Consider the following 23,698-nt stretch of genomic DNA (forward strand, 5'->3'; position numbering starts at 1 on the left):
GCGCCCTGCGTGTCCGCGGCCCCGTCGGTCGCATTGACGTCATTGCCGCCAACACCCGTCAGCACATTGCCGTTCGCTACCAGCGGACCATCCTCGGTCACGCTGTCCACATCCGGCTTCGCCACCGGAACATCGTCGACGATGCGGACATCAAGGCTGGCAGTGTCGGTCGATCCGTCGCTGTCGGTGACGACCACCGCGAAGCTGTCGGAGACGTCGTCCTCGCCCTGTGCATTGTGCGTCAGCGTGTTGTCCGACAGGACATATTCATAGGTGAAGGTGCCGCCGATCACCGACCCGTCGGCACCGACCACGGGCGTAAAGCCGGTGATGTTGACCGTGCCGAGCGAACTCGTCGCGGTACCCGCCGTGAAGACGCCGTTCGTCACGACCTGCGTGCCGCCGACTGTCACATTGCCGAGCCCGTCGGGAGTCGACACGGTGAAGCTGCCCGGCTGGGTCAGCGCCGCCGCATCGGGCGATGAACCGTCGACCAGATTGGCTTCGTCGACAATTACCTCTCCGCCTTCGACGTCCAGACCCCGGATCGTCACGCCGTCATCGGCGCCGTTGATCGTGATCGTCAGCGTCGCGGGCGACGTGTCGCCGTCGCCGTCGGTGATCGTATAGGTGAAGACCTCGGTCAGCGTTTCGCCGTCCGAAAGCCCCTGTACCGGCTGCGCCTGATTGTTGAGCACATAGGTGTAGCTGCCGTCGCTGTTCAGCGTCAGCGTGCCATAGGTGGTCGAAAAGCTTTCGCCCACCGTGCCGCCGGCGACCGCCGTGACGGTCGCGCCGTCGGCGCCCTGAACATCCTTCACGCCGTCGGTCGCATTGGCATCGCTGCCACCTGCACCGGTCAGCACATTGCCGTCAGCGGTCGGCGGGCTCTCTTCGCTTCCGCTGTCTTCAGTCACGCTGTCGGTATCATTAGCCGCGGTCGGCACATCGTCGATGATGCGGACGTCGAGGCTGGCAGTGTCGGTCGATCCGTCGCTGTCGGTGACGACCACCGCGAAGCTGTCGGTGACATTATCCGTCCCCTGCGCGGGATGCGTCAGCGTGTTGTCCGACAGGACATATTCATAGGTGAAGGTGCCGCCGATCACCGATCCGTCGGCACCGACCACGGGCGTAAAGCCGGTGATGTTGACGACGCCAAGCGGACTCGTCGCGGTACCCGCCGTAAAGACGCCGTTCGTTACGACCTGCGTGCCGCCGACCGTCACATTGCCGAGCCCGTCGGGGGTCGACACGGTGAAGCTGCCCGGCTTGGTCAGCGCCGCCGCATCGGGCGATGAACCGTCGATCAGATTGGCTTCGTCGACAATTACCTCGCCGCCTTCGACGTCCAGACCGTTGATCGTCACGCCGTCATTGGCGCCGTTGATCGTGATCGTCAGCGTCGCCGTGCTGGTATCGCCATCGCCATCGGTGATCGTGTAGGTGAAGACCTCGGTCAGCGTTTCGCCGGCCGACAGGCCCTGCACCGGCTGTGCCTGATTGTTCAGCGCATAAGTATAGCTGCCATCGCTGTTCAGCGTCAGCGTGCCATAGGTGGTCGAAAAGCTTTCGCCCACCGTACCGCCGGTGACCGCCGTGACGGTCGCGCCGTCGGCGCCCTGAACGTCAGCCGACCCGTCCGTGCCGTTGGCGTCGCTTCCGCCGGCCCCCGTCAGCACATTGCCGTCGGCGGTCGGCGGATTTTCTCCATTGCCGCTGTCTTCAGTCACGCTATCGACATCATTCACCGCCGTCGGCGCATCGTCGATGATCCGGATGGTGAGGTCGCCTTGGGCCACGTCACCGTCAAGGTCGGTTACAACCACGTCAAAGCTGACATTGCTGCCGCTGTTGCTCAGCGTATTGTCGTTCAGCGTATAGGTATAATTGATCGCGCCCTGGCCGGTCGCGGGATCATAGGTGTAGCTATTGATCACCAGCGTGCCGGTCGCGTCGGCGAAAATCTCTTGCGGCAGCGCGTCGGGGGTGACCGCTACACCATTGATCGTGACGCTGCCGACGCCGTCGGGCGCAACAAAGGTGAGCGTGTCGGTCGCGGTTTCGGCATCGCCATCGAACGCCGAGCCGGCGGTTTCGCCTTCGCGCGGTGCAAGCCCGGCTTCAGACACGTCGGAGTTCGGCCCTTCGGTGCGAATGAAGGAGATGACGCTGGGGCTGTCGCCGATCGCGATCGTCAGCGTCGCAGTCGATGTATCGCCGTCGCCGTCGGTCAACCGATAGGTAAAGACGTCGTTGACGCCTCCCGGGGTGCCCGCGTCGCGAACATAGCTGTAATTGCCCTGCGCATCGATGGTCAGCGTGCCATATTGGCCCTGGATCACACCGCCCGGTGCAGCAAATTCAGTGCCGGTCGCGCCCGCACGGATTCCGGTCAAAGAGGCGCCGTCGGCGCCCTGCGTATCCGCACCTGCCGCACCGCTGGTGGTGCCGGCACCCGAAATGACATTGCCCGTTTCGGGTGCAAAGCTTCCGGCAGCGACCGCATCGGTATCGACGCGCGCGGTCGGAACGTCGTCGATGATCGAGATGGTCAGATCGGCAGTGGCCGTGTCGCCGTCAGCATCCGTAACGACAACGGCGAATACGTCGGTCACATTGTCGTTCGCATTGCTGTTGTCGGTCAGCGTGTAGCTGTAACCGACATTGCCCGCCCCGATGCTGGTGACGGTCAACTGGCCGATCGGGGTGGTGATGACCTGCCCGACTGCAGTGATCGCAATGCCGTTCAGCGTAATCGAACCTGCGCCGTCGGGGGTGGCGAACAGGATCGAACCCGTCACCGTCTCGCTGTTGGCCGCACTGTCGCTGCCCGCCGGTTCCGCGCCACGCGCCGGAAGCCCGGCTTCGTTGACGTTCGCCGTGGCATTAATCGAGCCTGCGGGTTGATCGGGCGTCACGATGACGACCGTCGGATCTTCTTCCTCCGGAATTGCCGGGATGATTTCGCGGTTCTCGGGCTGCGGAAAGGCGAGTTCTGTGTAGGGCAGCAAATCGCCAAGCGCGTAAGGATCCTGGATAGCGCCTTCAGGGTCGGCAAAATTGCCGCCCGAACTGCGAACGCCGGCTTCAGGATTGAGGTCGCCCAGATCCTCCAGCAACTGCGCGACCGTGCTCGCAGGAACCGTATCGCCATCGACGACGATCGAGGGAATGTTGATCGCGCCGCCAGGAATGATCATCACTTGGCCGTTGGGCAGCGTGATGATCAGGTCGGGGCCGGAAACGGAGATGTCGTCGATGGATACACCGGCAGGGAGGACGATGCGTCCGCTCGCATCGGGAACCAGGACCGCCTGAATCGCCAGCGTGATGGCCGATGCCGTCGCTGTAACGCCCGCCGATGCGGCGAGGAGTTCGCCTCCGCCTACCGCCTGGTTCGCCTGTTCAGTCGACACGCCGTCGCGCTGCGGGCCAGCCATTCCATCACGGGCCGGGTTGTCAAAAGCGTCCATGTCTGTTTCCCTCGCATACGTCGCAACATGCGCCCAAACGGCACAGCAAAAATCGATAACAATTCGGTGCGACCCATTGTCCGACGACTCGGACTATCCCCATCCATTAGAAAAACATGCTTTTCCCGGACTCTGCAAGTACGTTAACACATTTTTACCAGTGCTAAACTTACTCTGAATGCATGCCCTTCGGCCGCTTTAAAGCCGAGAAAATATTCGTAATAATCAAATAGATGGATCAGGGAAAATTGACGGAGGGGTGCCTCGCAAACGACACGAAACTGTCCCGATCCGAACCATAAAATCTTGCGCTTGGTCGCATTTAATCGCCCCAGATAAGGAACACAGAGCGCGAATCTTAATGTCGCGCCGCCGAATCACCATGTGGCCGACGAGTAACAATTGAACTTTTCAGGAAAATAATATTACCTGGGCTAAACATGGTGCTGCCAACATGTCCGCGGAAAGCCGCATCGGGCACGTCATCCCCGCGCTTCGAACCGCCCGCAGACTTCTGCCCGCGCGCCGCCATCCGGACATAGGCTGTTGATCGGGGTCATTGCGCGACAATGCAATATTAAGACTATTGAGCGATGAGGTTCGCAAAGGAGACGGTTGTGAGGTCATTGCTGGCACATATTGCGGACCCGGTCGAAGCGACCGATCGCCGGCGCACGGAGCGGCGCACCCTTCGTCTTGACGTCGCCGCGCAGTCCTCGACAGAGGAATCCGCCGTCATCATCCGCGATCTATCGCGCACCGGCCTTTTGATCGAAACCGACACGAGCTTCACTGTCGGCGAGACTTTCCTGCTCGTCCTTCCCGAACTCGGCGCCACGCCCGCGCGGATTATTCGTGCTGATGGCAAGCGCTTCGGTTGCGAATTCCTGTCTCCCGTTCCGGCGAGCGCAATCAGCGCGGCGCTGCTCAAAGCGCCGCCTGTTGGAGATGTCGGCGAGATTGCCGAACCAGCGATCCAGGGCGAGGATGACGATGTCGATTTCAGACGGCCGACAAGCGCCATCCTGTTCACGGTGCTGACGACCCTGTTCACCGCCGCAGCCATTCTCTTCGTTTTCGCTCTTGTTTCGCTGAACTTTTCTTAATCCGCCCCGTGTCGAGCGGTTACCCAGTTACTGGGCGGCGACCAGCAAGCGCTCCCGCCAATCCGCCATCGGTCTGATATAAAAGATACAGCTTCGATGCCGCATCATGATGCCGGCCGATCCGCAAACGCGCACCAGCCGGCATCACCGGATCAGATCACACCAAGCGAGCGCATCGCCTCTGCAACACGGACGAAGCCCGCGATGTTGGCGCCGAGAACATAGTTGCCGGGGGCGCTATATTCCTCCGCCGTCGCCGCGCAATTGTCATGGATATTGCGCATGATCTGAGCGAGCCGCTCTTCGGTCTGTTCGAACGACCAGCTGTCGCGCGAGGCGTTCTGCTGCATTTCCAGCGCTGAGGTCGCAACGCCGCCGGCGTTGGCCGCCTTGCCGGGCGCGAACATCACGCCCGCATTCTGGAACAGCTCGACCGCTTCGGGCGTCGTGGGCATATTGGCGCCCTCACCCACCACGATCACGCCATTTTTGATCAGCGCACCCGCGTCCTTCAGCGTCAGTTCGTTCTGCGTCGCGCACGGCAGCGCGATGTCGCAAGGCACATCCCAGATCGAACCATTTTCGATATAGTGCGCGCCCGTACCCTTGACCCGCGCATATTCGGCGAGCCTTTCGCGGCGGACTTCCTTGATTTCCTTGAGCAGGTCGAGATCGATCCCGTTCTCGTCGAGGATATATCCGTTGGAGTCCGAGCAGGCCATGACCTTGCCGCCGAACTGCTGCACCTTGTCGATCGCATAGATGGCGACATTGCCAGAACCCGAAACGACGACGCGCTGGCCCTCCATCGTCCGATCCTTCGTCGCGAGCATGCGCTGGACGAAATAGACGAGACCATAGCCGGTCGCCTCGGTTCGCGCGCGCGAACCGCCATAGACAAGGCCCTTGCCGGTGAGGACGCCGGCTTCGTACCGGTTGTTGAGCCGCTTATACTGGCCAAACATATAGCCGATCTCGCGCCCGCCGACGCCGATGTCGCCCGCGGGCACATCGGTATATTCGCCGAGGTGACGCTGAAGCTCGGTCATGAACGCCTGGCAGAAACGCATGATTTCGCCGTCCGAGCGCCCGCGCGGATTGAAGTCCGACCCGCCCTTGCCTCCGCCGATCGGCATCCCGGTCAGCGCATTTTTGAAAATCTGTTCAAAGCCCAGGAATTTGACGATCCCGAGGTTGACCGAGGGGTGGAAGCGGATCCCGCCCTTATACGGCCCCAGCGCCGAGTTGAACTGAACGCGGAAGCCACGGTTGATCTGAACCTGCCCGGCATCGTCGACCCACGGTACGCGAAAGATGATCTGACGTTCGGGCTCGCAAATCCGCTCGATCAGTGCGTGATTGGCGTAATCGGGATGCTTGGCGACAACGCGGCCGAGGCTTTCGAGCACTTCGCGGACGGCCTGGTGAAATTCAGCTTCGCCGGCGTTGCGGCGCAATACTTCATCAAGAACCGGCTGTAATTTTTCATCAATCTTGCTCAAAAATACCTCCTGACAGCATGTTTCGATCAGGCCTGTGGACCAAGGACCCCATGCTTCGCAAGCAAGATGACGTATTTTCCCTATCCGCGCGGAGTTATCCTTTGCGAACGCGTGCGGCGGCGTGCGTCTCGGCGCGTGCGAGCAACAGCGCGAGATCTTCGCGGCTGATATCGAACGTCTCGCCAAGATCTTCGAGCGCGCTGTCGATATCTTCCATCAGCAAGCCGGAGGTGAAGTCGGGCGGCAATACGCGACCTTCGACCGGCGCCGGGCGATGCGGATAGGAATGGCCCGAATAGCGGTGAAACAGCCAGCCGATGGAGGTGAGCAACACCGAATTGACGATCACCGGGATCAGGAACGCCCCCGGCCCGCCGGCCTCGATCAGCGACGAAGCGAGCACCGCGCTGAGCGCCGCCGCGCCGCCGGGCGGATGCAGGCAACGCAGCAACGACATCACCAGGATCGCCGCCGCCACCGCCAGCGTCGCCGCCATCACCGGATCATGGACATATCGCACGACCAGCACGCCGACGACCGCAGAAATGCCATTGCCACCGACGATCGACCAGGGCTGCGCCAGCGGGCTCGCGGGAACCGCAAACAGCAACACCGTCGACGCCCCGATCGGCGCGACGATCCACGGGATCGACGCCGGGAACAGGGCGATACCCGCCGCGCCGACAACCGAAATGCCGATCAGCGCGCCCATGCATGCCATGATCCGGTCGCGCAGGCTGGCACCCGCCAGCAATGGCACAAACAAAAGGCGTGCGGCCGCTTTCGATCGAAACAACATAAACTCTCCGGATGTCGGGGTGCCCCGATGCGACACGCGGAGCGGTTCGGCCAGAGAGGTTTGATTGATGCCTGGCAAGCCCGTTTATCGGCGAAGACGGCGAAACGCCCGCAACCGGCGCGCCCAAATGCGGCGGGCGCCACCGAAGTGCCACCCGCCGCACGCCTGATTCAATTCAGAATTTGAACCCGACCTCGACATAGACTTCGCGCGGATTGTCGACGAAGGCCGACATGTCGGCGAGAATGCCCGGGCCGGTGGTTCCGGTTCCCGCTCCGCCCGCAAAGGGAATATCGTTCGCCGCCGTGACCACCAGCTTGTTGGTGAGGTTGCGCCCGATCAGCCCGATCGCCCAACGGTCATCGGGACCGTTCAACCGCAGCGCCGCGTCGATCTTGGTAAAGGCCTTTTGCACGCCGTCGGGACGCAGCGTGTCGGTGAAATTATATTTCCCGGTGTAGGTGACGTCGCTCGACAACGCGATCGTCCAGCCAGAGTCCGTGATCGGCATGTCATAGCTCGCGCCGATGCGGCCCGCATAGCGCGGCGCCTTGGGCGGGGTGCGGCCGTCGTAATCCTGGCTGGTACCCGAAAGCAGGGTGCAACCCGCCGCGATCGTCTGCCCACCATAGCATTGCCCGATATAATCATGATATTTAGCATCGTTGAATGCCGCCGCACCGCGGAGCGAAAAGCCGCCTGAGCGCCAGTTGAAGTCACCTTCAATGCCCTTGACGCGCAAGGTGCCTGCATTGGCGACGACCTGTCCGATGGTGACCGGATCGAAATTCTGCACCTGAAGGTCCAGATAGTCGTAATAATAAGCGGTGGCATTCAGCGACAGCGCCCCACCCATCAGGATGGCGCGCGCACCGACTTCACCGCCGCGCGCCCGTTCGGCGCCATATTCGCCTGCGGCGACACGCTGTTCTGGCGTCATTCCCGCCGTCAGCGTCTGCGAGATATTGAAACCGCCCGATTTGAAGCCTTCCTTATACGCGGCATAAAAGGTCAAATCGCGTGACGGCTTGTACCGCAATGTCACCTGAGGAGACAAATCAGTCTCGCGATAGCGATCATCCACGCTCAGGCCCGGGGGGAATGCCCCCGCAAATGCAGCGTTCGCCGGCAATGACGCCTGATAGCTGTCGCGCGATTCATAACTCCAGCGCGCACCGCCGGCGAGTTCGATCGTATCGGTCAGATTGACGGTGACTTCGCCAAACGCCGACATCGAACTGCCGGTAAAACCATTGTCGCGCTTGAAAGTCGTGAAGGTCGGATCGCCCGCTGCGGCAGGCAGGGGGAAGATATAGGCATCGGTGTTGAAGATGAACTTGTTGCTCGATGCGAACAGGCCGAACAGCATGTTGACCGGGCCGTCCCATTTCGACTGGAAGCGCAGCTCCTCGGAAGTCTGGCGATAATCGGCGAGCTGCGAGAAGCTGGCAGGATAGGCTTCGCCCGACACATTGCTGAGGTCGGTCTGTTTGAAGCGATAATAGGAGGTGATCGAGGTGACGTCAAACACGTCGCTGGTCAGCGTGGCGGTCAAAATGGCGTAACCCGACTTCAGCCGCGAATACATATGACCATCGCCGGCGTAACGATAATCGGCCTGCGCAACCGTGAGCGGCAATGTGGAGTTATCCGAGCGGCCGTCGATCGCGCAATCGGCATTGGGGCTGGGCGGGATCCCATTGGCGGCGAAGGGCGTGGTGCGTCCGCCGCCGCAAATGCGTTCGATTAGATCGCTTGGCCCCCCATCCTTCAGATCGGTATAACCGGTTTTGACCTGGAAGGTCAGGTTGTCGGTCGCATCCCATTCGACCGTTGCGCGGCCGCTGTAGGTCCGCCCGCCACCGCGATATTTGCTGTTGCTGTGGCGCTCCAGACCGAAGGGATCGAGATAGGTCGCAGCCGCGGTGTTGGTGAAAGCGCCTTCGCTGTCGGAGACGCGGAATGCGAGGCGGGCGCGCAGCCCCTCGGCGATCGGGCCGGAGATATAGCCTTCGCCATATTTTTCCTGCGCCTCGAAACCATAGCCCGCCTTGAACCCGGCCTCGAATATGTCGCGCGGATTGTTGGTGGAAACGGCGACGAGACCGCCGGTCGCATTTTTGCCAAAAAACAGCGCTTGCGGCCCCTTGAGCACTTCGACGCGCTGGACGTCATATTGGCTGAGGCTGATTTCGCGGCCGCGGCTCATCGGCATGCCGTCCACCACGAACGACACCGACTGGTCAAAACCGGCGCTGAGCGCGGTCGAACCGACGCCGCGGAGGAAGATGCTGGCCGACGAACCCGACGCCGCCTTGCCTGCCACCATCGTCGGGACGAGCGACGCCATGTCGCTGAATTCGGTGACCGCATAATTGTCGAGTTGCGCGCCCCCCAGCGCGGTGATCGCCACCGGAGCGTCAATCAACCGTTCGTCGCGGCGGCGCGCGGTAACGATGATTTCGCCCTCCGCCGGAGCATTGGCGGTTTCGTCGGCGACGGGTGCCGTATCGCTGGCCTGTGCCTGCGCCTGAGCGGGGACGGCCAGCCCGGCCGCAACAATGATCGACGCCAGGCAGGTGTGGCGAATGGCACGAAGCGAAGCACTGCGATTCATGACGGTCCTCTCCAGAAAAAAGCGGGCCATCACCTGTGGCCTTGGCTTTAATCTACGACCATTAGATTTAAAGTCAATTGCTAAAAATAACGCCGTAAGGTTTATGTCACGGGAGAATATCTATCTGTTATAAATAGATTTTTTTGCATATTTCGAGTTCGCCTAGTCCAGAACCCGCCGTGCAAAGGCGATAACGCCATCGTTAAAGGCGTCGTTTCGGTCGCCCGCGACCATATGACCTGCTCCCGCCACATCGAGCAGTTCGAGCCGCGGCACTTGCCGGCGAAACGCCGCGACTCCGACGTCGCTCACCACGTCAGACGACAGGCCGCGCACGAGGAGGACGGACAGATCCGGAGACGATTGGAGACTTTGCGCCGCCTCCCGGACGACGTTTTGATGAAATTCGGACCGCGTCTCGAGGATCCGGGGATCCCAATGCCAGCGCAGCCGGCCATCATCCCCCTCGCGCAGGTTCTTCATCAGTCCGCTGCCGGCGGCCGGACGGGCCCTTTCCGGATTATAGGCGGCGACCGCATCCGCCGCCTCGTCCACCGAAGCAAAACCATCCGGATGGCCGCGCATGAAGGAAATGATCCGATCGATGCCCCGCGCATCGGGTTCGGGAACGATATCGACGAGGACCAGACCCGCCGGCTGGAGCCCCTGATCGATCGCAACGATCGACGTCGCCCCGCCGAGTGACGCGCCAACGAGGATGAAAGGCGCCGTCAGTGCCGCTGTAACCACTGCTAGGTCGGCCGCACGGTCCGTCAGTGCATAAGCGCCGGTCGGCGACCAGTCGCTTTCACCATGACCTCGCGCATCGAAGTTGATGACCTGAAAGCCCTCCGCCAGCAGCCGTTCGACCGCCCTACTCCAGCTGTGCCGGGTCTGTCCGCCGCCATGGAGAAAAACGACCGCCGGTGCGTCCGGGTCGCCGCCTCGGTCGGCGACCAACTTGATGCCGTCGCCAGCAACGAAATTCATATGCTGCAAACCGTTCGTCATCGAATCTCCGCTCCAGCTTGCCAAAGCACTCCGCCCGGCCTTATCTAACATCAATAGTTTTATGGCTAATGGGAGAGAGTGCATGATCCAATTCGACTTCAGCGGCAAGACCGTGTTGGTCACCGGTGGCACGCAAGGGATCGGCCTTGGCATCGCAGCCGCCTTTGCTGACAGCGGCGCTAATGTGATCATCAGCGGAACCCGCCCGGTGGCCGGCGACTATTCCGACGACCTGTCGCGCTTTTCCTATATACAGGCGCGGCTCGACCAACCTGCCGACCGTGCGAGGCTGGTCGAGGCGGCCGGGCCAATCGACATCCTCGTCAACAATGCCGGCCAATCGCATGCGGACGAATATTCGATGGAAGGCTATGCCCGGGTGATCGACGTCAATCTGAATGCCGCCGTCGAGCTTTGCTATCTATGTCATCCCGGCCTGCGCGAACGCGGCGGCGCGATCGTCAACGTCGGATCCTGCGCCAGCTTTATCGCAATCGGCTATGCCCCCGCCTATACTGCCAGCAAAACAGGGCTGCTCGGCTTTACCCGCGCGGTCGCCGATCAGTGGGCGCGCGACGGCGTCCGCGTCAACATGGTTGCGCCGGGCTTTATCGAAACGCGCATGACCGCCGGCGTCCGCGAAAATGAACGGAAGAGCGAGGCAATGCTCCGTGCCATTCCCGCGCGGCGTTACGGAACTCCCGCCGAGGTCGCGGCGGCGACATTGTTCCTCGCCGCCCCGCAGGCCTCCTACATCACCGGCCAGAGCATCGTCGTCGATGGCGGGTTGCTGATCCGCTGATGGGCCGAAACCTTTTCCTTTTAGGCTGGCCCTTCGTCCCTGGCGCTGCCATGAGCAGCTAAAGCAACAGGAAACCGCCGTGGCACGACCTTCAAAACCCCTGATCTCGCGCAGCGGCGCGGCGCAGGCTGCGCTCGACGTCATCGACGAGCATGGCCTCGACGAATTGAGTCTGGGCCTCGTCGCCAAGAAACTCGGCGTCCGCCCGCCCTCGCTCTATCACCACTTCAGGGACAAATCGGAACTGCTGCAGGAGGTCGCGCGCATCATGCTGGTGCGGATGCCGGTGATCGCAGCGACGGGTGAATCGTTCGAAGAACAAATGATCGCGCGATGTGTCGCGACGCGCCAGACATTGCTCCAGCATCCCAACGCTGCGCCGCTAATCCTACGCTATTTCCCCCGCCACATGCTGCTCGCTGCCTATAATCGCGCTACGTCGGAAGAGCCCTATCCGACAGCAATCCAGATGACCGTCCTCGATGCGGTCGAGAAATACACCTATGGCGCCGCGCTGTTCGAAGCATCGGCGCGGGCGCGCGGGATCGACCCGATGCCGGCCGTCGATGGCGAGAAATATCCGAGTCTGGCGCAAGCCGTCGCCGACAATCCGTTCGACGACGAACAGCTTTTCGTCGAATCGCTGCGGCTTTTCCTTGCCGGGGTGCGCGAACGGATCAAAAGCGGCACGATCGGCGAGCCGCTCGACTAACGTCGGATCCCTAAGGCAGCGTGTTCGCAAAAATCGCCGAGCTGACCGTCGGCGCGCCGGGACCACCGGCGAGCAGACCGATTTGCGCATCCAGAACCGGATTAGCCGACTCCCCGCGCAATTGCTTCACCGTCTCGATCGCAGTTCCGATGCCGTGGATGAAGCCTTGCGCGAAATTGCCACCGCCCGTGTTGACGGGCAGCTTGCCGGTCGGCGCGATCAGATTGTCGAACCGTATGACATCGGCCACATTTTCATAGGTGCAAAAGCCATGATCGATCAGCGAAGCGACGCCCTGCGCGCTGAAATTCTCATAAAGCTGAACGACATCGATATCAGCCGGTGAAAGACCGGTGTCGGCATAGAGCCGCCGCGCAATGGCGCGAAAACCGGCGGTCGGATAAAGTGCTTCATCGTCATTTTCGAGGAGGTCCCCCCAGCCCTTTTCGGCACCATTGGCGCAGCCAAGCAGATAGACCGGAAGCTTCCTGAGGTCGCGCGCGCGTTCGGCCGACACCATCAAAAACGCCCCTGCCCCGTCATTTTCACGGCTGCAATCGAACAGTCGAAAGGGTTCGGCGATCCAGCGCGAATTTCGCATCGTATCGAGGTCGAGTTCGCGGCCATAGGCGATCGCGTCGGGATTGCGCGATCCATGATAATAGGATGCCCGCACCAGCTCCTCGGCGATTGTGCACGGCACGCCATGATGCTCGTACATCCGGTTGGCGCGGATTGCGCACACCTGCGCCGGCGCCACCAACCCGGCGGCGAGCATATGATCGTTGAGATGATGTGCCATCACGGCCGCCGACAAGCGGCCGCTAGACCCCTCGACCAACGCGCGAAAGACGATCACAGCGCTTGCCTGCCCCGACACGATCGCCGCTGCGGCCAGCCCGAACGCGCCGGCGATACCGCCGCCGCCGCCGCCCCAGACCATGCTCGACCACTTGAGTTCGCGCGTGCCAAGATCGGACATCAGCCGCACGGGTTCATTATGATCGTCACCATAGGAGACGAAGCCATCGACGTCGGCGGGATCGAAGCCCGCATCGGCACAGGCATCGATCACCGCCTGGGTCAGGACGCCGCGTTCGGGAAGCGGCGATGTACCGCGCTTATACTGCCGCACGCCAATGCCTGCGACCGCAGTGCTGCCATAAAGCGGGGTCATGCGGTGCGGCTCCAGATAATCGTGGGGATATCGCGGTTTTCAACGCGGGTGCTGCCCATGCGGCCACGGATAGCCTCTCCGATCACCGGGTCGATCTGGTCGGGATCGTCGAGCCGTCCGAGCAGGCGGATGCCGCAATCATCGACGGTCGCGACGATCGACACGAACGGCAGATCGAGAGCTTCGGTGAAACCAAAGCGATGCCAGGTGCGCGTCCAGGAAAAGATCGTGCCCGTCATTGCGCGTTCGACCCACACAACCTGCGTGCTGCCACAGGGGCCGCAGCGGTCGCTCGCCGGCCACAGCCAGGTGCCGCACGCTTCGCAGCGCGGCAGCGTCATAATGCCCTCGGCAAGGCCGTTCCAATAGGGCGCGTCGGCGCCGTCGATCAATTCCATGTCAGATTATGTCCCATTCGACGGGCAAGGATTCGAGCGCCATCACCGTGCCGATGCGAAAGGCGTGGCGTTCGCCGGGTGTCGCGCGAAAGGCGGGGATGCGCTTCACCCACTCCTCGGTCAGAATGCGCAGTTCGGCGCGCCCGAGAACATGGCCGACGCAAAGATGCGGTCCCGAAGAAAAGGTCAGATGCGCGGCCTTTTTACGGTCGAGGTCGAAAGCGTTGGGCGACGCGAATTTCGCCGGATCGCGGCTGCCGAGGCAAAGAATGTTGAGCAGCATCTCGCCCTCGCGAAACTTCGCTTCGCCGATATCACGATCCTTGACCACCAGCCGCGGCGTGTTGACGACGCCATAAAGGCGCACCGCCTCGTCCGTAAAAGCGGGGATCAGCGACGGATCGGCTGCAAGCCGCGCCTGCACGTCGGGCATTTGCGCGAGCTGCTGAAAGGCGAAGCCGGTGACATTGGTCACCGTGTCCATACCGCCAAGGAAGAGCACGAAGCTCATCGCCAATATTTCGTCGTCGCTCATCGTCCGGTCGCCGACATCGACCTGGATGAAATGCGACATCAGTTTGTCGTCGGGCGCGGCCTTTTTCGCCGCGATCAGTGCCTTGAGTTCACCGAGGATCAGCGCGCTGAGCCGACCCAGTTCGGCCTCATCATTCTGCGCCGCGAAAAAGGCTTCGGCCAGCGCACGGAAATCATGGAGGCGCGACAGGTCCATGCCCATCAATTCCATAAACACGCTGACCGGGAAGATTTTCGACACATCGGCCTGAAAATCGCAAGCGCCCCTGGCGACGATCGCCTCGACCAGTTCGGCCGCCCATTCGCGAATGCGCGGTTCGAGCGCCTTGATCGCGTTCGGCCCGAACATCGGCATCATGGCCTTGCGGTACGGCAGGTTTTCTGGCGGATCGAGGCTCAGCGGAATGAAGAAGGGCGGATTTTCGACGCGCGGAATCTGCATCTCACGAACCGAAAAATGCTCGAAGTCGAGCACGACCTGACTGATCGCGTCGAAACTTTTGACGATCCAATGCCCGCCGTTGAGGCGAGTCCAGAACATGTCGGGCGCATCGGCGAGCGCGGCGGCATAGCTGCCCTGCACGTCCTCGCCGATGCGCGGGTCGGCATAGATATCGAAATCGAACACCAGATGCGGCGCAATATGCGGCGGCACCGGCGAACCGGCAGCAAGGGTAGCGGTCATCGCACGCGCTCCATATTTTCATGGGCGCCGGCATAGGCTTCCCGCACCGCCGGCTTCGACAATTTCCCGGTCGCAAGGCGCGGCAGGGGTTCGGGCGAAAAGGCCACGTAGCGCGGCACCTTATAGTTTGAGAGATTGCCGTTGCAGTGCGCGATCAGCGCCGCGACATCGACCTCGGCCGCGGCGTGATAAACAATGAACGGCGTCTCGCCGAACTTCGGATCGGGCGCCGCGATCGCCAGCGCCTCGACGATGCCGGGGAATTCGCACACCACCCGCTCGACCTCGGCCGCCGAAATGTTGAGCCCGCCCGAGATGATCAGATCCTTCAGCCGATCGACGAAGGTCAGCAGGCCGCGCTCGTCGAGCATCCCGATGTCGCCCGAATGGAGCCAGCCCTCCCTGATGACCTTCGCGGTCTCCTCGGGATTGCGCCAATAGCCCTGCATCATTCCGGGCGAACGCATCAGGATTTCCCCGGGCTCGCCGGGATCGCAATCGCTGCCGTCGGGACGGACGACGCGCAGTTCCATGAAGATGCCGCCCCAGCCGCATTTCTCGGATTCTTCCAGCGCCAGATGCTCCGGCATCATCGTCGCATTGCCGCCGACCTCGGTCTGGCCATATATCTGACGGATTGTGATGCCCTTCGCTTTATAGGCGTCGAGCAACTGGCGACTGACCCGTGCGCCACCTGCGGTCGCGAGGCGGATCGATGACAGGTCGGCGTCGGCAAAACCTTCGCAGCGCGCGATGGCTTCGAAAAAGGTCGGCACCGCGCCGAAGCAATTAATCTTCTCGTCCTGCAACAAGCGCAGCATCGCTTCGGGAACGAAGGCGGGCTCCATGAAGATCGTGCAGCCCTGCGTCGTATAATGGATCAGCTGGACGAAGCCCGCCGAGGTGTTGAGCGGCGCGAGGCTGATGACGCGGGCGCCCGGCGACGAGGCGGTTTCCTCGAGCGCCCAGTTCGCCGCATAGGCGGTCATCGAGCGATTGGTGTAGACGACACCCTTGGGTTTCGCGGTCGAGCCGCTGGTCGCGATAATGACCACCGGCGCGTCGGGATCGGGATCATGCGCGACCTCGGCGAGCGGGCCGTGGCGCAGCGCCTCGACCTCCGCCATCGGGCGCGGTGCAAGGCCGGCGGCGGTCATATTGTCGGCGAACTCGGGCGCGGCGAAGGCAAAGCGCGGCTCGCTCGTTTCGCACAGATCGCGGATTTCGCGCGAGGTGAACCGGAAGTTGACCGGATTGACGATACCGCCCGCGCGGATGATGCCCATGATCAGCGCGCAATAGGCAAGGCTGTTGGTCGCGCAAATCGCGACGCGGTCGCCGGGCTCAAGCCCGTCGGCCTCCAGCATCGCCGCGACCCGGTCCGACCAGTCCTTGTAATCGGCATAGCTCAGCCGGTCGCCGCCCAGCACCACAGCGGGCTGGTCCGGCCGCATCCGCGCCCACCATGCAATCGCGCTCGACAAGGTTTGCGCCATATAATCCCTCTCCATCCGGTCTGTCGCCGGTTTGCCAATTACAGAAGCGCTTCGATCGCCTCATAATAGCGGACAATATTCGTCTCGAGCCCGCAATAGACGGTGTTTTCGGGCACCCCCGCATTCAGCCCCTGCTGGCTGATCTCGGCGGCGCGAAAATCCTCGCCACCGAAGACGCCGATGATCAGCTCATAGGAGCGTGCGAACACCTCCTCTGCCTTCGGCGTCGTCGCCGGCCCCGGGGTCAGCATGAAATATTCGACCACCGTCCGGTCGGCGGCGCGCGGCATCAGTAGCATGATGCTGGTATAATATTGGCTGGTGACGACGACGCAGTTGGGGAAAGCCGTATAGGCGTGGGTCACCAGCTTGTGGACATTCGCCCCCGCATCCTCGTCCAGCATTTCGGGGACATAGCCGATGCGCCCCGACACCTGACGGATATTGGGGCCGAACATGTCGACGATGTTCGGCGCATCCTGGAATTTATCGCCGATCGACGCCGCATGAAGCCGCTGGACATGATAGCCCTCGAGGAAGGGTTCGAGCACGACCTTCCAGTTCGCCTTGAGATCGAAGGTCTTGCGGCCATAGACATGCGCCGCTGGAATGCCGAGCGCGGTAAAATCATCGGCGACCTGCTGCGATAATTGCGACCAGTCGGCGGCGACATCCCGGTTGAGCTGGACATAGACGATCCCGCCCCATTCCCGCGCTTCGAGTTCGACCAGCCCGCGTTGACTCTTGTCGAGGCCTTCGAACGCCTCGCTGCGCGACACGCCGATCAGCTTGCCATCGATACCATAGGTCCACGCATGATAGGGACAGGTCATGCGGCCCTGTTTGTGGACCGCGCAATCCTCGATGATCTTTGATCCCTTGTGCTGGCAGGCGTTGATGAACGCCTTGATCGTGCCGTCGCGGGTGCGCGAGACGAGCATCGGGACGCCATAGCTGTCGTTCGCCACGACGCTGCCTGGTTCGAGCAGCGCCGATACGGTTACGGGGACCGGATAGCGGCGGAAGATCTTTTCCTGCTCGAGCTCGAAACGCTCGCGGCCGGTGAAGATCGCATTGGGACGCGTCGCGCCGAAGGGGACGATGACCGCGTCCTTTTCAGCCGGGATTTTGCGGATGGCCTCGATCTGGCTGGGCGTCAGTTCGGCCAGCGTCGTCACCTTGCGGGCGGGGGGCGCAACTTCTGCAACTTCACGCATATCGCCGAGATCCTCTCCTTGTTGTTGGCCTAACCCTATTCGACCCTTTACCTAATGACAATAGTTTTTTATGAAGAGCGTATCGACGGGCTTCGAGCGACGGAACGGACCGGAAAAAATGCCGGCGGATCAAAGGGAAGAGTATATGCGCTTCGATTATATCATCTGCGGCGCCGGGGCGGCGGGCTGCGTATTGGCCTATCGCCTGTCCGAAAATCCGGCGATCCGCGTCGCTTTGATCGAAGCGGGGCCGCGCGACCGCCATCCGTTCATCTCCATGCCCAAGGGGCTGGCCAAGGTGATGCAGGATCCGAAGCATTTGTGGGTCCATATGAGCGAGCCCGAAGCATCGACCGCGGGGCAGTCCGAAGCCTGGGTGCGCGGCCGCGTGCTCGGCGGATCGTCGGCGGTCAACGGAATGATGTATGTGCGCGGCCAGCCCGCCGACTTCGACGCGATTGCCGAACAGTCGAGCCCCGACTGGAGCTGGGAACATATCGGCGCCGCCTATCGCGCTCTGGAAAATCACGAACTGGGCGCCGACGAAACGCGCGGCGGTGCAGGGCCGCTGAAAGTCTCGATGCCCACCCAGCGGATGCCGGTCAGCGACGCGCAGGTCGCGGCGGGCGAAGCGATGGGCTGGACACGCAAGGCCGACGTCAACGCCCCCGACGATCAGGTCGCGATCGGCTATACCCCGCGCACCATTTTCAAAGGCAAGCGCCAGAGCGCGGCTCAGGCTTTCCTGCGCCCGGCCGAGCAGCGCCCCAATCTGACCATATTCACCGACCGCACCGTCGACCGTATAGTTTTCGACAGCAAGCGCGCGGTCGCGGTCGAAGTCGTTCACAAGGGCGCGCGCGAGCGGATCGACGCCGATCATGAAGTCATCGTCTGCGGCGGCGCGATGGCTAGCCCGGCCATCCTCGAACGATCGGGAATCGGTGACGAAAATCGCCTCACCGCGCTGGGCATCCCGCTGGTTCACCACAATCCGCAGGTCGGCGAAGGACTGATCGAACATCGCGGCATCATCATGCAGTGGAAACTGACGAGGGCGGCGCTGTCACAGAACCGGGTGTTCGGCGGCTGGCGGTTGCTGCTTGCAACCTTGCGCTATTATCTGACCGGCGACGGCCCGATGTCGGCGGCCGCCTATGAGATTGGCGGCTGGTTCAAGACGCGAGCGGGGCTCAACCGCCCCGACGCGCAAATGCTGATCGCGCCCTTCAGCTTCGACATGGAGAAACAGCGCACCGCACTCGAGAAGCAACCGGGGATCAACGCCGTCGTCTATCCCCTCCGCCCGACATCGCGCGGCAGCATCCATATCGCGACGACCGATCCCGATGCCGCCGCAAGCTTCAAGCCCAATTACCGGTCGACCGAAGAGGATCGCGCGGCGATGATCGGCGCGGTGCGCGTGATGCGCGACTATGCCGCCCAGTCCCCGCTCGCCGCGATGATCGCGGGCGAGACGATGCCCGGCCCCGCGTATGAAAGCGATGCCGAGATCATGGACGCCTATGACCGTTTCGGTACCTGCGGCTATCATGCCGTCGGCAGCTGCCGCATGGGCAAGGATGCCGCATCGGTGGTCGATCCGGCGCTCAAAGTGCGGGGGGTCGAGGGCGTGCGGGTGATCGATACCTCGATCATGCCCGCGATCCCGTCAGGCAACACCAACGGCCCGACGATGGCGATGGCGTGGCGCGCCGCCGACATTATTTTGCGCGATGCGCCGCAGGCAAAGGCAGGTTGAGATGAGCATGGCGAGTGAATTGAGGGAAGCGCTGAGCGCGCGGTTCGACGGCATGAAGCCCGGCGACGACGGCTGGCAGGCGCTGGCGGGCGCGGGCGTCCTCGGCCTGCCCTTCGCCGAAGCGCATGGCGGACTGGGCCTGTTACCGCGCGACGGCTTTGCGGTGCTCGAAACGCTGGGCGAGCGGGCGGCCGCCCTGCCCTATCTCGAATGCGTTTTGCTGGCGGGCGTCTTGCTCGACCGCGCCGAGGGCGAGCATGCGGCGACATGGCTGCCGCGCGTGGCGCGCGGCGAAGCACGGCTGGCCTTCGCCTGGCTCGACGACAAGGACGCAGCGCGCGCGGAGGCCGATAGCAATGGCTGGCGCCTGTCGGGCGGAAAGCTGCTCGCGATCGGCGCCGCCGAGGCCGACGCCTTGATCGTCACCGCCGCGACCGCCGACGGCATGGCGGCTTTCCTGCTGCCGCGCGATGCGGTCGCTATGAAGGCCTATCCCACGATCGACGGTCGGCGCGCCGCCGACATTTTGCTCGACGATATACCGCTGCCCGAAACCGCGCGCCTTGCCCTGAACCCCGACGATATTGCCGAGATCCTTGATCTGGGCGCCGCCGCCATCGCTGCTGAGGCCGCCGCCATCATGACGCGGCTCGTCACCGACACCCGCGACTATTGCCGCCAGCGCGAGCAGTTCGGACAGGCGATCTCAAGCTTTCAGGCGGTGCAACACCGGCTGGTCGATATGCATATCGAAGCGCGCCGCGCGGCGGCCGCAGCGGCGCTGGCGACCGATGCGCTCGACCTTGAGCCCGCTGCGCGCGCCAAGGCGATCAGCGCGGCCAAGGTTACAATCGCCGACACCGGGCGCTTCGTCGGCCAGAATGCGGTGCAACTCCATGGCGGCATGGGGATGACCGAGGAACTGCCGGTTTCGGCGCTGTTCAAGCGGCTGACCGTGATCGAAAGCGAATATGGCACGCGCGACGAACATCTGGCGCGGTATATGGGGTTGGACTGACCCGACCCGCCGCGTACCAGAACATCACGCGCAACATATGAACCGTTCGTGTCGAGCGAAGTCGAGACACCCATCGGCGTCAGTCTATTTCGATGGGTGTCTCGACTTCGCTCGACACGAACGGATTTAGGGATAGCGTATATTGCGCGTGCGCCGCCTCAAATCCCCAGTTCGGCCTTCGCCAATATGTTGCGCTGAATCTCGTTCGTCCCGGCATAGATCGTGCTCGCACGTTCGTTGAGATAGTGAAGCGGCGCGATCGCCTGCCACACTTCGCCGCTGCAATAATCGTCGGCGGCGAGGCCGGGGATGGGCCCGCCGGGCATCGCGACGCCGGGCTGGAAGGCGCGGGCGAGCGGCCCTGCGGCCTCCAGCGCCAGTTCGGTCACGCGCTGTTGCAATTCGGTGCCGAGAATCTTCATCATCGACGCATCGGTTCCCGCAGGCGATCCCGCCGACAGGCGCGAGAGAATGTCGCTTTCGAGCCGCGCGAGAATATCGCAGCGGATGCGCGCCTCGGCGATCCGCGCATCGAGCAACGCGCGTCCCGGTCCTGCGGGGTGCCCGGCGACCTGTTCAACCAGTTCGTCCAACGCCACCTCGATCTCGGGCGCATAGGCGCTGCCGCCACGTTCGAATTCGAGCAGATATTTGGCGACGGTCCAGCCCTGGTCGATCTGGCCCAGCACATTGGCGACCGGAACGCGAACATTGTCGAAGAAAATCTCGTTCTGGATATGCTCGCCCGACGCCATGATGATCGGGCGAACCTCGATCCCCGGCGCCGTCATGTCGATGAGCAGGAAAGTAATCCCCTGCTGCTTGCGCTCGCCTTTGCTCGTTCTAACGAGGCAGAACATCCAATTCGCGACATTGGCATGGGTCGTCCAGATTTTGGTGCCGGTGCAGATGAAATCGTCGCCGTCGCGCACCGCCTTCATCTGAAGTGCCGCGAGGTCCGACCCCGCGCCGGGTTCGGAATAGCCCTGACACCAGAAATGCTCGCCCGACAGCATGCGCGGCAGGAAGTAGGCTTTCTGCGCGTCGGTCCCGAACCCGATGATTGCCGGGCCGCACATTTTGATCCCCATCGGCGACACCGGCGGCGCGCCCGCGCGGACGCGTTCGCTCGCAAAGATATGATGCTGAACGACGCTCCAGTCGCAGCCGCCATATTCGACGGGCCAGGCTGGCGCCGCCCAGCCTTGGGCGTGAAGCTTGGCCTGCCACGCCATTTGCGATTCATGGTCGGCATAGACGCTGGTCATCAGCTGGCCCGCGCGGCGAAGCTCCGGGGTCAGTTCGGCGGCGAAGAAGGCGCGAACTTCGTCGCGGAACGCTTCATCGGCGGGACTCAGCTGCGTCATGTCACGCCGCCTTCGGGATGAAGATCGCCTTGGGCCGGGTGAATTCGAGCAGACCGGGCACGCCATTTTCCTGTCCGAAACCCGACTGTTTCGCGCCCGCGAGCGGAGTGAAGGGGGTCGATTGGAGGTTCTGGTTGATCCACACCGTGCCGGTATCGAGCCGGTGCGCGATCGCGGTCGCCTGTTCGATATCGGCCGACCAGACCGCCCCGGCGAGGCCATATTCGCTGTCGTTCGCGCGTGCGATCACATCGTCGACGTCGTCGAATTTCAGCAGCGGCAGGACCGGGCCAAAGGCTTCCTCGACGACGACGCGGCTGTCCTCGGGCGGATTGTCGACAAGGGTCAGCGGAACGAAATAGCCGATATCGGGCACCGGCCCGCCTTCGAGCAAGGTCAGGCCGTTGGCGCGCGCATCGTCGAGGAGCGCAAGGACACGGCGGTATTGGGGTTCGTTCTGGACCGGGCCATAGCGATTGCCCTGCTCCGCGCCGTCACCGACTGGCAGGTCCTTCGCGAGCTGATGGAGCCGGTCGCGTAAGGCATCATAGATATCGGCGTGGATATAGAGGCGCTTGGTCGCGACGCAGACCTGCGCGGTGTTGTGGAACGCGCCCTCGAACAATTGCGCCGCGACGGCGTCGACATCGACGTCGGGCAGAACGATCGCGGCGTCGTTTCCGCCGAGTTCGAGCGTAATCCGCTTCAAATCCTTTGCCGCCGATTCCATCACGCGGCGCCCGGTCGCGGTCGATCCGGTGAAGCTGATCTTGGCGAAGCCCGGATGCGCGGTCATCAACGGGCCGAGCGCGTCGCCGCCGCTGATGATGTTGAAGACGCCCGCCGGAAAGACGTCGCGGATCAGTTCACCGATCCGCAGCGTGCAAAGCGGGGTGAAGGGCGAGGGTTTGAGCACCAGCGTATTGCCCGCCATCAGCGCCGGGCCGATCTTCCACGACGCCAGCAGCACCGGGAAATTCCACGGCACGATCCCGCAGACGACGCCGAGCGGGACATGATGCACCTCGACGCGGCGGGTGTCGCTGTCCTCGGTCACGTCGACGGGGATATCGAGCATCGTCGTCGCCTTCATCCACATCGCGGCGCCGCGGATTTCGGCCTTCGCACCGGGAAGCGGACGCCCCTGCTCCTTGACGAACAGCGCCGCCAGTTCGTCGGCGTGCGCGTCGATGATATCAGCGGCCTTGACGAGGCACGCCTTGCGATCGGCGACCGGGGTGTCGCGCCATGCGGGGAAAGCACGGGTTGCAGCGGCGACCGCGGCGTCGAGATCGGCGGCGGTCGCGTCGGGGGCCTGAGCGAAGACTTCGCCCGTCGCCGGATTGCGCACATCGATCATGGCGGCTGCATGGACTGCACGCCCGTCGATCGTCATCGCAAGATTGTCGCTCATTCGTCTCTCCACCATATTGACAGCCCGCTTGTCACCGGGACTGTTCATCCATACAGACTTTACAAACTAATGACGTTAGATAAAAGCGCAACCTGAAAAAGCGAAACGGGAGATGAGCGATGTCGGAAACCGAAATCGAAGGCGGATGCAATTGCGGATCGGTGCGATACCGGATCAAAAGTGCCCCGCTGGCGGTCGCGGTCTGTCACTGCAGCAACTGCCGCCGTCAGTCGGGCAGCGCCTTTTCGGTCAATATTGTCGTGCGTGCCGATGCGATGGAGCTGACCGGCGACCTCACCACTTATGAGGACCGCGACACCGAAAGCGGCGCCCCGGTGCTGCGCCAGTTCTGCGCGACCTGCGGATCGCCGATCCAGTCGCTGTCCGCCGCATCGCCGAAGATCGCGATCGTCAAGGCCGGCACCGCCGACGATCCCGGCCTCTTTACCCCCGCGGTGCATGTGTGGACCGCATCGGCGCTGCCGTGGGTCGAGATTCCCGCCGGCCTGCCGCAATTCGAGCGAAACACGCCATGAGCGTCGATCGGCCGCTGGCCGGGGTGCGCGTGGTCGATCTGGTCGATCCTGTGCTGTCCGAACGCAGCA

General features: G+C 62.8%; 18 protein-coding genes. 6 read left to right on the forward strand and 12 right to left on the reverse strand.

Going from position 1 to position 23,698, the window contains the following annotated elements; genetic code table 11:
* Positions 1-3,476: beta strand repeat-containing protein (locus tag ACSYDV_RS18700; protein WP_438325371.1), on the reverse strand; the 3,476-nt coding region annotated here is incomplete at its 3' end.
* Positions 3,477-4,093: 617 nt separating this feature from the next.
* Between ACSYDV_RS18700 and ACSYDV_RS18705 the strand changes: the two genes are divergently transcribed.
* Complete coding sequence (locus ACSYDV_RS18705) at positions 4,094-4,582, forward strand: PilZ domain-containing protein (protein ID WP_438325373.1); 489 nt, start codon at positions 4,094-4,096, stop codon at positions 4,580-4,582.
* A gap of 152 nt (positions 4,583-4,734) precedes the next feature.
* On the opposite strand, the gene gdhA is transcribed toward ACSYDV_RS18705, so the two are convergent.
* The 4 genes from gdhA to ACSYDV_RS18725 form a co-directional block, all read right to left on the reverse strand.
* Positions 4,735-6,084 carry an NADP-specific glutamate dehydrogenase gene (gene gdhA / locus ACSYDV_RS18710; protein ID WP_438325375.1) on the reverse strand — a complete coding sequence of 450 codons (1,350 nt, stop codon included), beginning with the start codon at positions 6,082-6,084 and terminating at the stop codon, positions 4,735-4,737.
* Positions 6,085-6,178: 94 nt separating this feature from the next.
* The gene (locus tag ACSYDV_RS18715; protein ID WP_438325377.1) at positions 6,179-6,883 is read right to left on the reverse strand and encodes an HPP family protein; all 705 of its coding nucleotides are present in this window, start codon (positions 6,881-6,883) and stop codon (positions 6,179-6,181) included.
* Positions 6,884-7,058: 175 nt separating this feature from the next.
* Positions 7,059-9,500, reverse strand: a complete 2,442-nt coding sequence (locus tag ACSYDV_RS18720; RefSeq protein ID WP_438325379.1) for a TonB-dependent receptor — start codon at positions 9,498-9,500, stop codon at positions 7,059-7,061.
* A 162-nt stretch (positions 9,501-9,662) separates the two neighbouring features.
* Complete coding sequence (locus ACSYDV_RS18725) at positions 9,663-10,511, reverse strand: alpha/beta fold hydrolase (protein WP_438325381.1); 849 nt, start codon at positions 10,509-10,511, stop codon at positions 9,663-9,665.
* Positions 10,512-10,593: 82 nt separating this feature from the next.
* Here ACSYDV_RS18725 and ACSYDV_RS18730 point away from each other — a divergent pair, with 82 nt between their 5' ends.
* Positions 10,594-11,313, forward strand: a complete 720-nt coding sequence (locus ACSYDV_RS18730; RefSeq protein WP_438325383.1) for an SDR family NAD(P)-dependent oxidoreductase — start codon at positions 10,594-10,596, stop codon at positions 11,311-11,313.
* A gap of 79 nt (positions 11,314-11,392) precedes the next feature.
* Positions 11,393-12,025, forward strand: coding sequence for a TetR/AcrR family transcriptional regulator (locus ACSYDV_RS18735; protein ID WP_438325385.1), 633 nt, complete (start codon positions 11,393-11,395; stop codon positions 12,023-12,025).
* 10 nt (positions 12,026-12,035) lie between these two features.
* Here ACSYDV_RS18735 and ACSYDV_RS18740 read toward each other — a convergent pair whose 3' ends face one another.
* Genes ACSYDV_RS18740 through ACSYDV_RS18760 form a run of 5 tightly spaced genes read right to left on the reverse strand, consistent with a single transcriptional unit; the run spans position 12,036 to position 17,532 of the window.
* A complete protein-coding gene (locus ACSYDV_RS18740; RefSeq protein WP_438325387.1) occupies positions 12,036-13,202 on the reverse strand; it encodes a thiolase C-terminal domain-containing protein in 1,167 nt (388 codons plus the stop codon).
* Positions 13,199-13,600: a Zn-ribbon domain-containing OB-fold protein gene (locus ACSYDV_RS18745; RefSeq protein WP_438325389.1), complete on the reverse strand. Its 402-nt coding sequence runs from the start codon at positions 13,598-13,600 to the stop codon at positions 13,199-13,201. The genes ACSYDV_RS18740 and ACSYDV_RS18745 overlap by 4 nt, the downstream gene beginning before the upstream one ends.
* Position 13,601: 1 nt before the next feature.
* Positions 13,602-14,819 carry a cytochrome P450 gene (locus ACSYDV_RS18750; protein WP_438325390.1) on the reverse strand — a complete coding sequence of 406 codons (1,218 nt, stop codon included), beginning with the start codon at positions 14,817-14,819 and terminating at the stop codon, positions 13,602-13,604.
* Positions 14,816-16,315 (reverse strand): class I adenylate-forming enzyme family protein, encoded by a 1,500-nt coding sequence (locus tag ACSYDV_RS18755; RefSeq protein WP_438325392.1) that lies wholly within the window; start codon positions 16,313-16,315, stop codon positions 14,816-14,818. The genes ACSYDV_RS18750 and ACSYDV_RS18755 overlap by 4 nt, the downstream gene beginning before the upstream one ends.
* Positions 16,316-16,353: 38 nt before the next feature.
* Positions 16,354-17,532 (reverse strand): aromatic ring-hydroxylating oxygenase subunit alpha, encoded by a 1,179-nt coding sequence (locus tag ACSYDV_RS18760; RefSeq protein WP_438325394.1) that lies wholly within the window; start codon positions 17,530-17,532, stop codon positions 16,354-16,356.
* Between the two features lie 145 nt (positions 17,533-17,677).
* On the opposite strand from ACSYDV_RS18760, the gene ACSYDV_RS18765 reads away from it, so the two are divergent.
* Together ACSYDV_RS18765 and ACSYDV_RS18770 are read left to right on the forward strand one after the other, a co-directional pair.
* Complete coding sequence (locus tag ACSYDV_RS18765; protein WP_438325395.1) at positions 17,678-19,294, forward strand: GMC family oxidoreductase; 1,617 nt, start codon at positions 17,678-17,680, stop codon at positions 19,292-19,294.
* 7 nt (positions 19,295-19,301) lie between these two features.
* Entirely contained in the window at positions 19,302-20,312 is a 1,011-nt protein-coding gene (locus tag ACSYDV_RS18770) for an acyl-CoA dehydrogenase family protein (RefSeq protein ID WP_438325397.1), read from the forward strand.
* Between the two features lie 158 nt (positions 20,313-20,470).
* Here the strand turns inward: ACSYDV_RS18770 and ACSYDV_RS18775 are convergent, their stop codons facing one another.
* Both ACSYDV_RS18775 and ACSYDV_RS18780 read right to left on the reverse strand, forming a co-directional pair.
* Positions 20,471-21,679, reverse strand: a complete 1,209-nt coding sequence (locus ACSYDV_RS18775) for an acyl-CoA dehydrogenase family protein (protein ID WP_438325399.1) — start codon at positions 21,677-21,679, stop codon at positions 20,471-20,473.
* 1 nt (position 21,680) lies between these two features.
* On the reverse strand, positions 21,681-23,093 hold the full coding sequence (locus ACSYDV_RS18780) for an aldehyde dehydrogenase family protein (protein WP_438325400.1): 1,413 nt from the start codon (positions 23,091-23,093) through the stop codon (positions 21,681-21,683).
* 119 nt (positions 23,094-23,212) lie between these two features.
* Here ACSYDV_RS18780 and ACSYDV_RS18785 point away from each other — a divergent pair, with 119 nt between their 5' ends.
* Complete coding sequence (locus ACSYDV_RS18785) at positions 23,213-23,629, forward strand: GFA family protein (RefSeq protein WP_438325402.1); 417 nt, start codon at positions 23,213-23,215, stop codon at positions 23,627-23,629.
* The last annotated feature ends 69 nt before the right edge of the window (positions 23,630-23,698 follow it).

The organism is Sphingopyxis selenitireducens (assembly GCF_051550705.1).
GTDB lineage: Bacteria > Pseudomonadota > Alphaproteobacteria > Sphingomonadales > Sphingomonadaceae > Sphingopyxis.

Coding starts and splice junctions, on each gene's coding strand:
- ACSYDV_RS18775 (WP_438325399.1), bottom strand. CDS start 21,679: ATGACGCAGCTGAGTCCCGCCGATGAAGCGTTCCGCGACGAAGTTCGC.
- ACSYDV_RS18755 (WP_438325392.1), bottom strand. CDS start 16,315: ATGGCGCAAACCTTGTCGAGCGCGATTGCATGGTGGGCGCGGATGCGG.
- ACSYDV_RS18770 (WP_438325397.1), top strand. CDS start 19,302: ATGGCGAGTGAATTGAGGGAAGCGCTGAGCGCGCGGTTCGACGGCATG.
- ACSYDV_RS18780 (WP_438325400.1), bottom strand. CDS start 23,093: ATGAGCGACAATCTTGCGATGACGATCGACGGGCGTGCAGTCCATGCA.
- ACSYDV_RS18750 (WP_438325390.1), bottom strand. CDS start 14,819: ATGACCGCTACCCTTGCTGCCGGTTCGCCGGTGCCGCCGCATATTGCG.
- ACSYDV_RS18730 (WP_438325383.1), top strand. CDS start 10,594: ATGATCCAATTCGACTTCAGCGGCAAGACCGTGTTGGTCACCGGTGGC.
- ACSYDV_RS18745 (WP_438325389.1), bottom strand. CDS start 13,600: ATGGAATTGATCGACGGCGCCGACGCGCCCTATTGGAACGGCCTTGCC.
- ACSYDV_RS18785 (WP_438325402.1), top strand. CDS start 23,213: ATGTCGGAAACCGAAATCGAAGGCGGATGCAATTGCGGATCGGTGCGA.
- ACSYDV_RS18715 (WP_438325377.1), bottom strand. CDS start 6,883: ATGTTGTTTCGATCGAAAGCGGCCGCACGCCTTTTGTTTGTGCCATTG.
- ACSYDV_RS18720 (WP_438325379.1), bottom strand. CDS start 9,500: ATGAATCGCAGTGCTTCGCTTCGTGCCATTCGCCACACCTGCCTGGCG.
- ACSYDV_RS18725 (WP_438325381.1), bottom strand. CDS start 10,511: ATGACGAACGGTTTGCAGCATATGAATTTCGTTGCTGGCGACGGCATC.
- ACSYDV_RS18760 (WP_438325394.1), bottom strand. CDS start 17,532: ATGCGTGAAGTTGCAGAAGTTGCGCCCCCCGCCCGCAAGGTGACGACG.
- ACSYDV_RS18765 (WP_438325395.1), top strand. CDS start 17,678: ATGCGCTTCGATTATATCATCTGCGGCGCCGGGGCGGCGGGCTGCGTA.
- ACSYDV_RS18740 (WP_438325387.1), bottom strand. CDS start 13,202: ATGACCCCGCTTTATGGCAGCACTGCGGTCGCAGGCATTGGCGTGCGG.